The sequence below is a fragment of the Mesorhizobium sp. M0960 genome (assembly GCF_040319055.1).
In the GTDB taxonomy this organism is placed as follows: Bacteria; Pseudomonadota; Alphaproteobacteria; order Rhizobiales; family Rhizobiaceae; genus Mesorhizobium.
The window spans coordinates 153,358-165,714 of sequence record NZ_JAMYNN010000011.1; the positions used below are offsets into that span (position 1 = coordinate 153,358).

The window sequence follows — 12,357 nt, forward strand, 5'->3', positions numbered from 1 at the left end:
TCGTCAGCGCGCCTTGGCGGTCGCCAGAGCGCGCGAAAATGCGGTGGCAAAACTTTCGCGGTCGTCGGGGTTGAGGAAGCCACCGATCGAGACTGTTTTTCCTTGCGCCTCGACCGCCATTCTGGTGATGCCGATTTCGGTGTGGCGGGCGATCGAAAAGCGTGCCCAGAACGGATTGAAGCGATGTGCTTCCGATTTGCCTGACGGGGCAGTCTTGCGGATATCGAGGCTGGTGCGAGACACCGACACCTCCTCGCGAGCCCGAGCGGCACGATAATTGGCGCGGAAGGCGATATAGATGGCAATAACATCGAGGCCGAAGAAGCCGAACACCGGCCAGGCGCCGCGCGACAGGAAAAACGCTCCGGTCACCAGCCACCCGAACAGCAATGCGCCCATCAGGATGACAAAGCCGGTCTTGCCCAGCGACCGGTGCGGTATCAGCAGCGCCTGGAAGAATGGCTCGTCGGCCTGAAATGAGGCGTTTGTGTCGCTCATTACAGAATATTATAGGAAAGCAATGACAAGCCCCAAGTCCAAAAACTCTTCGGCGCTAAAAAAAGACCTGTTGCCCGGCCGCCGCGACGGCTCGAACGCCAAGCCGCGTCCGCGGCCGGCGAGGTCGCGGGCGCTTTACAGCCCGGCCGAGGTGCATGAGATTTTCCGGCGCTTTTCCGTTCAGCGGCCGGACCCGAGAGGCGAACTCGAACATATCAACGCCTTCACGCTGCTGGTGGCGGTGGTGCTTTCGGCGCAGGCGACGGACGCCGGCGTCAACAGGGCGACGCGGGCGCTGTTCAAGATCGCCGACACGCCGCAGAAAATGCTGGCGCTGGGCGAGACCAGGCTCGGCGACCATATCCGCACTATCGGGCTGTGGCGCAACAAGGCCAAGAATGTCATCGCGTTGTCGGAAGCCCTGATCCGCGACCACGGCGGCAAGGTGCCCGATGATCGCGATCAACTGGTCGAGCTGCCGGGTGTCGGCCGCAAGACCGCCAATGTCGTGCTCAACGTCGCCTTCGGCCAGCATACGATGGCGGTCGACACGCACATCTTCCGCATCGGCAACAGGCTCGGCCTGGCGCCGGGCAAGACGCCGGAACAGGTCGAGCAAGGATTCCTGAAGATCATTCCGGACGAATATATGCGACATGCGCATCATTGGCTGATCCTGCACGGCCGCTATGTCTGCAAGGCGCGTAAGCCGGATTGCCCTGCCTGCGTCATCGCCGATATCTGCAAGGCCAAGGAAAAGACGACCAGCGTGCCTGCACCACTGGTCGAGATCGCGCCGCTCGGGCCAGTAGAGGCGGCTACTGAATCAGTGCCAGCCAAGTGACTCTGACGTTCCTCCTATGTGGCGCCATCCACGTTCAGGAGCTCTCTTCGACAAACACCTCCTCGCGCTTCTTCCTGACCGCGGGGAGAAACACGATGACGAGCACGGCGAGCGCGATGAGGAGCAGGCTGGCGCTGATCGGTCTCGTCACGAAGGTACTCGGATCGCCGCGAGAGAGGATCATGGCGCGGCGCAGGTTTTCCTCGAGCAGCGGGCCGAGCACGAAGCCAAGCAGCAGCGGCGCGGGTTCGCAGCGCAGCTTGGTCAGGAGATAGCCAAGCAAGCCGAAGAGTGCGACTGCATAGAGGTCGTAGACGTTGGTGTTGACGCTGTAAACGCCGATCGAGCAGAACGCCATGATGATCGGGAAGAGCACGTAATACGGGATCGTAAGCAGTTTCACCCAAAGCCCGATTAGCGGCAGATTCAAGACGATCAGCATCAGATTGCCGATCCACATCGAGGTGATGATACCCCAAAACAGTGCAGGCTGTTCGATCGCAACATTGGGGCCGGGTACGATGCCCTGGATGATCATCGCGCCGATCATCAGCGCCATTACCGGGTTGGCCGGAATGCCGAGCGTCAGCATCGGGATAAAGGAGGTTTGTGCGCCGGCATTGTTGGCCGATTCCGGTCCGGCGACGCCTTCGATTGCGCCTTTGCCGAATTCCCCCGGACTTTTCGAGACACGTTTTTCGACGGTGTAGGAGGCAAAGGCGGCAAGGATCGCGCCGCCTCCCGGCAGGATGCCGAGCGCCGAACCGATGATTGTTCCGCGCACGATGGGGGCCGCCATGCGCCGAAAATCTTCGCGGGTCGGCATAAGGCCGGAGATCTTTCGGATCAGCACGGAACGCTCATGCTCGTTTTCGAGGTTGCGCAGTATCTCGGCGACGCCGAAGACACCGACCGCCACTGCGACGAAATTCAGCCCGTCGGCATATTCGCGGATGCCGAGCGTGAAGCGGGGCGTGCCGGTGTAGATATCCGTGCCGACAAGTCCGAGCAGCAGGCCGAGCACGACCATGGCCAGTGCCTTGACGATCGAGCCGTGGGCGAGCGCGACGGACGAGACCAGGCCGACAATCATCAGCGAAAAATACTCGGCTGCGCCGAATCTCAGCGCTATCGCCGTCAGCGGTGGGGCAAAGATGGCGACGAGGAAGGTCGACACCGTGCCGGCAAAGAACGAGCCTATCGCCGCGGTCGCCAGTGCCGCCCCGGCGCGACCGTTCCTGGCCATTTGGTAGCCGTCGATGGCGGTGACGGCCGACGAAGATTCGCCGGGCATGTTGATGAGGATGGCGGTAGTCGAACCGCCATACTGCGCGCCGTAATAGATGCCGGCGAGCATGATGAGGGAGGAAACCGGATCGCCGATCTGGAAGGTGATCGGCAACAGCATGGCAATGGTTGCGGTGGCGCCGATGCCGGGCAGGACACCAATCAGCGTGCCGAGAAGGACGCCGATCAGGCAGAAACCGAGGTTTGCCAAAGATGTGGCCGTCGAAAAGCCGAGTGCGAGATTGTTGAGGAGTTCCATTTCATCTCCTCACAATGATAGGGGCAGCCACGGGCCGAAACGCCGGAACGGCAGGCCGAGTGCGTAGCTGAAGACGACGAATGCGAACAGCGTCAGGCCGGCCGACAGCACGAGCGCGGTCAGCGGCTTCATACGGCCGCTGCCGAACGATGCGATTAGCGCCGTCAGGAAGATCGAGGGGATAAAGCCGAGGCCGCGCACCGTCAGGCCGAAGAAGATCGGAGCGGGCAGAATGAACAGCATGCCGCGCCACGCGATGTGGCCGATCGGGTCGCTCTCGAAACGCACCGCTTGGACGAGGATGACGGCGCCAAGCAGGATCAGCACGATCGCCAGCACCAGCGGGAAATAGCCCGGTCCCATACGGAAGGCGGTGCCGATTTCGAGGCCGAGCGACTGCAGCGCGAAAAATGCGCCGAGGAAGATGAACAGCGCTGCGCAAATGCCGTTGGTTCTGTCGATTGCGAACGGTTTCATGACGTCCTCCCGGGCCGCGCCGCGGGCTTGCCCATGCCGTGTAAAAACGGGGCGCTGGTGGCGCCCCGTTCAAGCTTTAGTCGGCGTACTGGCCGGCCGCTTCGATGATAGGCTTCCACCGCGCGATCTCACTTTCCAGCTTGGCCTTGAGCGCGGCCGGCGTGGCGTCGGCCTCGGGCGACGGCTTGGTGCCGAGTTCGGCAAAGCGGGCGACGACGTTCTGATCCTTCAGCGCCACCTGCAGCGATTTCGACAGGCGCTCGGTGATCTCGGCCGGCGTGCCCTTGGGTGCATAGATTCCGTGCCAGATGCCGACCTGCACCTGCGGAAGGCCGGCTTCCGTCGTTGTCGGCACGTCCGGAAGCACGTCGAGGCGTTGCGCCGAGGTTACGGCATAGCCCTTGATCGTGCCGCCCTGGATCTGCTTGGTGGTGTTGGTCGTCTGGTCGCACATGATGTCGACCTGGCCGCCGAGAAGGTCGGTCATGGCCGGGCCAGTGCCTTTGTAGGGAACGGTGACCAGCGGCGTGCCGATGGCGCTCATGAACAGCATGCCGCACAGATGCGAGGCCGCGCCTATCCCGGCATTGGCGACGGTGACGGTGTCCTTGTTGGCCTTGGCATAGTCGACCAGTCCCTTCAGATCGGTCGGCTCGAGATCCTTGCGGCCGACGATGGTCATCGGCACTTCTGTGACGAGACCGATATATTCGAACGCGTTCAGCGTGTCGTAGGCGAGGTTCCTATACAGCGTCGCGCTGGTCGCCATGCCGATGTGATGCAGGAGCAGCGTATAGCCGTCAGGATCGGCATTCGCGACGCGGCCGGCGCCTAGCGTGCCGCCGGCGCCGCCGACATTCTCGACGATGACCTGCTGGCCGAGGTCCTTCGACATGGCTTCCGCGACAAGACGCGTGACGGTGTCGGTTGGGCCGCCGGCCGAAAACGGCACGACAACGGTGATGGTGCGTTCGGGGTACGTCTGCGCGCCCGCGGCCAACGGGTAAAGCATGGCGACCGCAACGGCAGCCAGCGCGGCGACGAATTTTCTCATCGTGATTTCCTCCCAGAATACGAATTACCAACCGCTGCGCGGAGTTCCTCTCAAACCGAATGTAGATGGAGCAATAACTAGCGCAACCCGACAAATGACAATCGCCTCAAACGGCAAACTGCACGTTTGTCCGCGCAAATGAGTGGAAAGGTCGGGCCGCGCGATGCCCTTCCTCCGACCTATCTTAATAGCCGTAGCCGCGCGCCATCGCCGCCGCGAACACCGGGATCAACAGGAAGATGAATGCCTCGGTGCGGACATAGGTGCGAACGGACGCTAGCTCCGCCGCAGGCACCTGGAAGCCGGGACTGGCGCTCGCCTGCCTGCTCCAGGACAGGAATCGGACGGTCGGGATAATCGACAACAGGCCGACAATTGCGAAAGCGGCCATCTTTGCCCAGAACATCCAGTTGTAGACGTAGAATTCCCAGCCCTTGAGACCATAGATGACGCGGCCGATGCCGACGACGATGATCAGCATGGCAATGATGCCGTAATGGCGATCGATACCGACAAGCCGCTTCAGCGTCGCGGCGGACAGGTCGCTGCGGATCAGGACGAATTCGGCGCCGATGATGCCTGCCAGCGAAAACACCAGCAGATGATGGAAGATGGTAAGCACAAGGTCGGTGGTGTCCATGCTGTTTCCCCTCTGTCGGACGGCAGCGCCGAAACCGAACGCAGTGAACCAAATACTGGCGAAAAACTAACACCGCTTGGCGGGATTCACATCAGCCTGGAAGATGATCTACACAGCCTTGGTTCTTGTTTTACGCAACGGATTTTGATTCCCCATTTTATGCATGTCGCTGTCCTAACCGTTGGATGACCGGCATTAGGCACCGGCAACACAACCGAGGCATGACCATGACCAGTCCGCAGACGATTGTCGCCCCAGTGATTGAGACCTCTCGCACGGTCCTGCGACCGCACCGGCTGGACGATTTCGACGCCTATGTCGCAATGTGGGCCGATCCCGTCGTCACCCGTTTTATCGGCGGCAAGCCGCGCACGCGGGAGGAAAGCTGGATGCGTTTCCTGCGCCATGCCGGCCTGTGGTCGCTTCTGGGCTACGGCTTCTGGGCGGTCGAGGAAAAGGCGACCAGCCGCTTCATCGGCGAGGCCGGCTTCCACGATCTGAAACGCGACATGACGCCGTCGATCGAGGGCATTCCGGAGGCCGGATGGGCTCTGGTTTCGGGCGTGCATGGCCAGGGGTTGGCCAGCGAAGTCGTCGCACGGGTGCTTGCCTGGGGCGATGAGGCATTTGCAGCCGCGAAGACCGTCTGCATCATCGATCCGGAAAACACCGGCTCGCTGAACGTCGCGGCAAAATGCGGTTATGGCGAAGTGCTGCGCACCGTCTATCAAGACAAGCCGACCATCCTGCTGCAGCGGCAGCCCTGACCGATGCTGTCTGGGCACTGCCTGCCACATCGTAGTCGGGCGTCGAGTTCGCCAGCCTGAACATCGCACGGGCCGATTGTGGCGCATGGGGAGTGTTCTGTCTTTGACAGGATGACGCAAACTCTGCATGAATTTTATCGAGCGGGTCTGAATTCAGGCTACGTTTCTGGCAGGCACCGGAGGAGGTGTCGCGATTTGGAGGAATCCCATGCTGAACAGACGCAGATTCTTGATGAGCACCGCGGCGGCAGGTGCTGCCGGGCTCGCGGCATCGCATTTTATCCCCGCTTTCGCGCAGGACGCACCGCAGCTGCAGATTTTCGTGCCGGCGGCGCCGGGCGGCGGCTGGGACCAGACGGCGCGCGCCATGGACCAGGTGCTGCGCAGTGAAAAGCTGATCTCCGGCTCGCAGATCACCAATGTCGGCGGCGCCGGTGGCACCGTCGGCCTGCCGCAGTTCGTCAACCAGTGGAAGGGCAAGGGCAATGCGCTGATGGTGGCTGGCATGGTCATGGTCGGCGCCATCATCGCCAACAAGGCGGCCAACAACCTTACCGAGGTCACCCCGATCGCCCGCCTTACCGGCGAGTTCGAGGCGCTTGTGGTGCCGGCCGCCTCGCCGTTCAAGACTGCGGCCGACTTCGTTGCCGCCCTCAAGGCCGACCCGACGCAGGTTCCAGTCGCCGGCGGTTCGGCCGGCGGCTCGGACCACATCTTGTTCGGCCTCATCGCCAAGACCGTCGGTGTTCCTGCAACCAACCTGTCCTATGTGCCGTTCGCCGGCGGCGGCGAGGCGCTGTCGGCGCTGCTCGGCAACCAGGTCGCGGCCGGCATCTCGGGCTATGGCGAGTTCGCCGAACAGGTCAAGGCGGGCGCGCTGCGGCTGCTGGCGATATCTGCCGACAAACGCCAGGAGGGCATCGATGCTCCGACCATGAAGGAAGCCGGCATCGACGTCGAGCTGTTCAACTGGCGCGGCGTCTTCGCGCCGCCCGGCGTCTCGGACGCCGACAAGGCAGCAATGATCAAGCTGATCGAGACGATGGCCAAGAGCGACGCCTGGGCCACCGAATGCAAGAACCGCAACTGGACGCAGATCCTGCTCACCGGTGACGACTATGCGAAATTCGTCGCCGAAGACACGGCCCGCATCGGGACGATCCTCAAGGACCTCGGCCTGGCGTGATGCTCTCGGCAAGGGGCGGCCTGCGCCAACCCTTGCCGACTTTCGCCAGCCGCATGGACATACGCGGCGCCGGAGGTGAAACTACGCCGAGATCGGCCGAGTGAGACCGGTCCAAGGAGAACCGGCCCCAAGGGACCGACATTGGGAGGACGATGATGAGCACCAGCGACCAGCAGGCGCCGCCGCGCCTTGCAGTGCCCGAACTGCTGATCGGCGTTGGGCTCCTCGCCTGTGCGGGTGCGGTTGCCTGGCAGACGCTGGCAATCCCGGTGTCGCCGCTCTATTCCAAGGTCGGTCCGACCGTCTTTCCCTACATCACCATGACGGGGATGGTGATCCTGTCGCTGCTGCTCATCATTGCCGCCTTGCGGGGCGGATGGCAGCCGGAGGACGAAAAGGAGACGCCGACCGACTGGAAGGCGATGGGCATCGTCGTCCTCGGACTGATCGCCAACCTCGTGCTGATCCAGCCGCTCGGCTTTACCGCCGCATCTGTCATCATGTTCGTTCTCATCTGCCACGGTTTCGGCAGCCGGCGTCCGCTGCGTGACGTGCTGCTCGGTCTGATCCTGGCGCTGGCCGCCTATTTCGGCTTTGCCAGGGCACTCGGCGTCAATATCGGCGCCGGCTTCATCGAAAACCAGCTGAACGCGATCGTCGATTCGGTCGTTGCCGTGCTGAGGGGCTGACGCCATGGAAACGCTCGGCCATCTCGCGCACGGATTTTCGGTCGCCTTCTCGCCGATCAATCTCATATGGTGCCTGGTCGGCACCACGCTGGGGACTGCGATCGGCGTGCTGCCCGGCCTCGGACCGGCATTGACCATCGCGTTGCTGTTGCCGATCACCTACCAGGTGGCGCCGGAGGCGTCGTTCATCCTGTTTGCCGGCATCTATTACGGCGCCATGTATGGCGGCTCGACGACATCGATCCTGCTCAACACGCCTGGCGAAAGCGCCACTATCGTCACCGCGCTGGAAGGCAACCGGATGGCCCGCTCCGGCCGTGGCGGTGCGGCCTTGGCAACCTCGGCGATCGGCTCCTTCGTCGCCGGCACGCTGGGCACGATCGGCGTTGCCTTCCTGGCGCCGATCGTCGTCAAATTCGCGCTGGCTTTCGGTCCGGCCGAATATTTCTCGCTGATGGTGCTGGCCTTCATCACGGTTTCGGCGGTGCTCGGCTCGTCGTCGGTGCGCGGCCTGACCAGCCTGTTCGTCGGCTTCGTCGTCGGCATGATAGGCGTCGATCTGCAGACGGGGCAGCCGCGCTTCACCTTCGGCATGAGCGAATTGTTGGACGGCGTCGACGTCATCGTCGTCGCCGTTGGCCTGTTCGCCGTTGGCGAGACGCTTTACATGGCCTCGCGCCGCTATGCCGGCAAGGACGACATCGTGCCGTTGAAAGGGTCGCTCTACATGACCGCGGCTGAATGGTCGCGCTCGTGGAGGCCATGGCTGCGCGGCTCCCTGATCGGCTTCCCGATCGGCGCCATGCCGGCCGGCGGCGCCGAAATCCCGACCTTCCTCTCCTATGCCATCGAGAAGAAACTCTCCAGACACAAGGAGGAGTTCGGCACGGTCGGTGCCATCGAGGGCGTTGCCGGGCCGGAAGCGGCCAATAATGCATCCGCCGCCGGCGTGCTGGTGCCGATGCTGACGCTCGGCCTGCCGACCTCGGCGACGGCCGCGATCATGCTGTCGGCATTTCAGAGCTACGGCATCAATCCGGGGCCGCTGCTGCTGACGACGCAGGCCGACCTGGTGTGGGGGCTGATCGCCAGCCTGTTCATCGCCAATGTCATCCTCGTCGTCCTCAACCTGCCGCTGATCGGGCTCTGGGTGCGATTACTGAAGATTCCGGCGCCGCAGCTCTATGCCGGCATTCTGGTGTTCGCCACGGTCGGCACCTACGGCATTTCGCAATCGCCGATCGACCTCATCATCCTCTATCTGCTCGGTGCCGCCGGCTTCCTGATGCGGCGTTTCGATTTCCCGACCGCGCCAGTCATCATCGGCATGATTCTCGGGCCGCTTGCCGAAACGCAGTTCCGCCGCGCGATGACCATCTCGAACGGCGATTGGACGGTGTTCTACAAGCATCCGCTGTCGCTGACGCTGCTGACGCTGGCCTTCATCGGGTTGGTTGGACCGCATATCTGGGCCTACATCGAGCACAGGCGCACGCGCGGACCGGAGCACGTGCCGGGCGATGCCTGAGCTGTTCGTGACGTCATGACAGACCTGCTTTCCGGCATCCGCATCCTTGACCTGACCAATGTGCTGGCCGGCCCCTATTGCGCCTACCAGCTGGCATTGCTCGGGGCCGACGTCATCAAGGTCGAGACGCCGCAAGGCGGTGATCTGGCGCGCCAGCTTGGCGCCTCGCCGGAGCTCAACCGGGTGGGCATGGGCGCTTCGTTCCTGGCGCAGAATGCCGGCAAACGCTCGGTGGCGCTCGATCTCAAGCAGGAGGCCGACCGCGAACGCTTCCTCGATCTGGTCGCTTCGGCCGACGCGCTGGTCGAGAATTTCCGCCCCGGCGTCATGGACCGGCTGGGGCTTGGCCATGCCAGGCTGAAGGAGGTCCGGCCAAGCCTTGTCTATTGTGCGATATCGGGCTTCGGCCAGACCGGGCCGATGCGCGACAATCCAGCCTATGACCAGATCATCCAGGGTCTTTCCGGCATCATGAGCATCACCGGTACACCGGAAACGGCGCCGCTGCGTGTCGGCTATCCCGTCGCCGATACGCTTGGCGGGCTGGTCGGGGCGTTCGCCATTACCGCCGCGCTGGTCAAGCAGAAGACGACAGGCGAGGGTGCGTTCCTCGACGTCTCTATGCTCGAATGCACGCTTTCTGCGCTCGGCTGGCCGGTGTCGAACTATCTGACGGCGGACGTCGAGCCGCAGCCGATGGGCAATGAAAACATGACGGCCGCACCGTCTGGCGCGTTTCGCACCGGCGACGGCTTGCTCAACATCGCAGCCAACAAGCAGGAGCAGTTCGTCACACTGTGCCGGTTGATCGATCGGCCGGAGCTGGCGTCGGATGTCCGCTTTGCCGAGCGCGAAACGCGCAAGCAGAACCGCATTGCATTGAAAGCGCTGATCGAGGATGCCTTGGCGAGCGGCTCTGCCGCCGCCTGGGAGGAGACGTTCAATCGCGCCGGCGTGCCGGCAGGCCGGGTGCTGACAATCCCGCAGGTACTGCAAGAGCAACAGGTGATCCAGCGCGGCATGACGGCGCGCTTCCAGGCTGTGTCCGGGATGGACCGGCCGCTGATCGTGGTGCGCGGCGGCTTCATGGTCGATGGCGAGGCACCTTTGCCGAGCAGGCCGCCGCCGGGGCTCGGCGAGCATATGGACGAGGTTTTTGCCGGTTTGCCGCCACGCGCCAAGAAAAGAGCGAAGGCATGAGCGGCACGGAAAAGAAGGCATGAGCGACACGGAAAACAAGACTGGCCGCGCGCGCGGCGAGGAATGGTGGCAGACCGGCATCATCGAGATGCGGCCCGGCGTCATCCGGCTGCGCGGCTATGAGATCCAGGATCTGATCGGCCGCGTCAGCTTTCCGGCAATGATCTGGCTGATGCTGCGCGGCGAACTGCCGAGCGAGGAGCAGGCGGCGCTGCTTGGCATCGCGCTGGGTGCCGCCGTCGACCATGGGCCGCAGGCGCCGTCCATCGCCATCGCCCGCATGGCGATCACGTGCGGTGTCGGCATCAACAGCGCCATGGCGTCGGCCGTCAACGTGCTTGGCGACGTGCATGGAGGCGCCGGCGAACAGGCGCTCTCCTTCTACGGAGACATCGCCGCCGAACTGGACGCCGGCGTGCCGCTCGCGGACGCGGTGTCGGCGCGGGTTGATCGTGTCCTTGCTGGGGAAGACGGCTATGTGCCGGGGCTGGGCCACCGCTTCCACCCGGTCGACCCGCGGGCGCCGCGCCTCATCGAACTGACCCGCGACTTTGCCGCGCGCGGCGTCGTCAGCGGGCGCTTCGCCGACATCGCCGAGATGGTCGAGGCGGAAGTTGCGCGGGGCAAGGGCAAAAAAATCCCGCTCAATATCGACGGCGCCACGGCCGTCATCTACGGAGAGCTCGGCTTCCCGCCGCCGCTGACGCGAGGCCTTTTCGTACTGTCGCGCTCGGTCGGCATCCTGGCCCATGCATGGGAACAGTCGCAGGAAAGCGACCGCAACAAAGGGCCGCTGCCGCGCGAATGGCTGTGGGCCTATACCGGCACGCCGGCGCGGCCTTTGCCCGAGGAAGACGAAGGCAGTCAGTGAGATGTCGGTTCAAGCGACAGCGGAGGGCGCTGGAGCCAATTCCCGATAGAGTCGGGATAGACCCCCATGTTTTATTGAGCGTGATCTTTTCCGAAAGCCGGATTCTGCTTTTTGGGGGTATGCTCCAGCTCGGGACTCCTGATGTTCCTCACCAGCGTCGAAAGATCCGGCTCGTCGATGAGCAGCGCCGCGTCGGCCGGTGCCAGCCATGCCCGCTGCCGCCTGTTGGCTTCTTGCCAGTCGGCAAGTTCCTCGGTTACCTCCAGCAAATAGACGACGACGTCGACGCGGACGAAGCGGTTCGCCAGCCGCTTCCAGTAGCAATAGGTGCCGGCCGGCTGTTTCAATATCCTGCCGAGGACGCCGGCTTCTTCCTGTGCTTCGATGGTGGCCGCCTTGCGACCGCCCTTGCCCTTCATCGGCCAGCCTTTCGGCACGATGAAGCGCCTCGTCGTTCGCGATGTGACGAGCATAACCTCGACATCGCCATGCTCGCTCAGCCGAAAGGGGATCGCCGCGACCTGGCGAATCCGGGCGCCCTTCCTTGCCTTACGGACGACCTTCTTTCTGCTGGCTGCCATTCAAAAATCCAGTCGAAGCGGTGCCCAAAGCACGAAGGGCAGCATTGCTAAATCCAAACCGCCTTCGATGTTATCTCAGGTGCGGCGGCATCCAAGCATAATAAGTCGGCTAAATAAATGAAAACGTTAGCGGCAAGTGCTGACAAAGCCGCTCCCTGACGGCAGCAACTGACAAGTCGGCTTCATCTGCGGCACCACCTGCGGTTGGGGCGCCGGGATTTGGCGGTCCTGCGCACGGTATTGCTGTTGCTGCTGCTGATATTGCTGCCGCTGCAGCCTGTTCTCCAGCATCTGCAACTGGTTTTGCTGGATCAATGCGTTGCGGTCGGCGGGGCTGACGATCTGTGCCGATGCGGCAGGATTTACGCCCGACAGCATCACCGTTGCCAGCATTGCCGACCCTAAAAACGTCAATAGACGAAGCTGTGACATTCATTAATTCCCGCACAAAACCGACCTCAGATTAATATAGGGGT

14 protein-coding genes are annotated in these 12,357 nt (G+C 63.0%); 7 read left to right on the forward strand and 7 right to left on the reverse strand.

Annotated features, from left to right (window positions below; all coding sequences use genetic code 11):
- Nucleotides 1-3: 3 nt before the first annotated feature.
- Nucleotides 4-498, reverse strand: a complete 495-nt coding sequence (locus NKH63_RS20380; RefSeq protein ID WP_023718973.1) for a DUF2244 domain-containing protein — start codon at nucleotides 496-498, stop codon at nucleotides 4-6.
- Nucleotides 499-520: 22 nt separating this feature from the next.
- Between NKH63_RS20380 and nth the strand changes: the two genes are divergently transcribed.
- A complete protein-coding gene (nth, locus tag NKH63_RS20385) occupies nucleotides 521-1,342 on the forward strand; it encodes an endonuclease III (protein WP_023718974.1) in 822 nt (273 codons plus the stop codon).
- Between the two features lie 34 nt (nucleotides 1,343-1,376).
- Here nth and NKH63_RS20390 read toward each other — a convergent pair whose 3' ends face one another.
- From NKH63_RS20390 to NKH63_RS20405, 4 genes are all read right to left on the reverse strand, one after another.
- On the reverse strand, nucleotides 1,377-2,888 hold the full coding sequence (locus NKH63_RS20390) for a tripartite tricarboxylate transporter permease (protein WP_023718975.1): 1,512 nt from the start codon (nucleotides 2,886-2,888) through the stop codon (nucleotides 1,377-1,379).
- A gap of 9 nt (nucleotides 2,889-2,897) precedes the next feature.
- Complete coding sequence (locus NKH63_RS20395) at nucleotides 2,898-3,365, reverse strand: tripartite tricarboxylate transporter TctB family protein (protein WP_023718976.1); 468 nt, start codon at nucleotides 3,363-3,365, stop codon at nucleotides 2,898-2,900.
- A 76-nt stretch (nucleotides 3,366-3,441) separates the two neighbouring features.
- Entirely contained in the window at nucleotides 3,442-4,419 is a 978-nt protein-coding gene (locus NKH63_RS20400; RefSeq protein ID WP_023718977.1) for a tripartite tricarboxylate transporter substrate-binding protein, read from the reverse strand.
- 184 nt (nucleotides 4,420-4,603) lie between these two features.
- Nucleotides 4,604-5,059, reverse strand: coding sequence for a DUF2214 family protein (locus NKH63_RS20405; protein WP_352483580.1), 456 nt, complete (start codon nucleotides 5,057-5,059; stop codon nucleotides 4,604-4,606).
- A 227-nt stretch (nucleotides 5,060-5,286) separates the two neighbouring features.
- Here NKH63_RS20405 and NKH63_RS20410 point away from each other — a divergent pair, with 227 nt between their 5' ends.
- From NKH63_RS20410 to NKH63_RS20435, 6 genes are all read left to right on the forward strand, one after another.
- On the forward strand, nucleotides 5,287-5,826 hold the full coding sequence (locus NKH63_RS20410) for a GNAT family N-acetyltransferase (RefSeq protein ID WP_352483639.1): 540 nt from the start codon (nucleotides 5,287-5,289) through the stop codon (nucleotides 5,824-5,826).
- Between the two features lie 208 nt (nucleotides 5,827-6,034).
- Complete coding sequence (locus NKH63_RS20415) at nucleotides 6,035-7,012, forward strand: Bug family tripartite tricarboxylate transporter substrate binding protein (RefSeq protein WP_352453995.1); 978 nt, start codon at nucleotides 6,035-6,037, stop codon at nucleotides 7,010-7,012.
- A gap of 155 nt (nucleotides 7,013-7,167) precedes the next feature.
- A complete protein-coding gene (locus NKH63_RS20420) occupies nucleotides 7,168-7,701 on the forward strand; it encodes a tripartite tricarboxylate transporter TctB family protein (RefSeq protein ID WP_023718981.1) in 534 nt (177 codons plus the stop codon).
- Nucleotides 7,702-7,705: 4 nt separating this feature from the next.
- The gene (locus NKH63_RS20425; protein WP_352918544.1) at nucleotides 7,706-9,229 is read left to right on the forward strand and encodes a tripartite tricarboxylate transporter permease; all 1,524 of its coding nucleotides are present in this window, start codon (nucleotides 7,706-7,708) and stop codon (nucleotides 9,227-9,229) included.
- A gap of 15 nt (nucleotides 9,230-9,244) precedes the next feature.
- Nucleotides 9,245-10,429 carry a CaiB/BaiF CoA transferase family protein gene (locus NKH63_RS20430; protein WP_352642217.1) on the forward strand — a complete coding sequence of 395 codons (1,185 nt, stop codon included), beginning with the start codon at nucleotides 9,245-9,247 and terminating at the stop codon, nucleotides 10,427-10,429.
- Nucleotides 10,430-10,448: 19 nt separating this feature from the next.
- Nucleotides 10,449-11,300 carry a citryl-CoA lyase gene (locus tag NKH63_RS20435; protein WP_352483577.1) on the forward strand — a complete coding sequence of 284 codons (852 nt, stop codon included), beginning with the start codon at nucleotides 10,449-10,451 and terminating at the stop codon, nucleotides 11,298-11,300.
- A gap of 71 nt (nucleotides 11,301-11,371) precedes the next feature.
- Here NKH63_RS20435 and NKH63_RS20440 read toward each other — a convergent pair whose 3' ends face one another.
- Both NKH63_RS20440 and NKH63_RS20445 read right to left on the reverse strand, forming a co-directional pair.
- On the reverse strand, nucleotides 11,372-11,881 hold the full coding sequence (locus NKH63_RS20440) for an NUDIX hydrolase (RefSeq protein WP_352483576.1): 510 nt from the start codon (nucleotides 11,879-11,881) through the stop codon (nucleotides 11,372-11,374).
- Nucleotides 11,882-12,007: 126 nt separating this feature from the next.
- Nucleotides 12,008-12,313: a hypothetical protein gene (locus NKH63_RS20445; protein WP_023718986.1), complete on the reverse strand. Its 306-nt coding sequence runs from the start codon at nucleotides 12,311-12,313 to the stop codon at nucleotides 12,008-12,010.
- Between the last annotated feature and the right edge of the window lie 44 nt (nucleotides 12,314-12,357).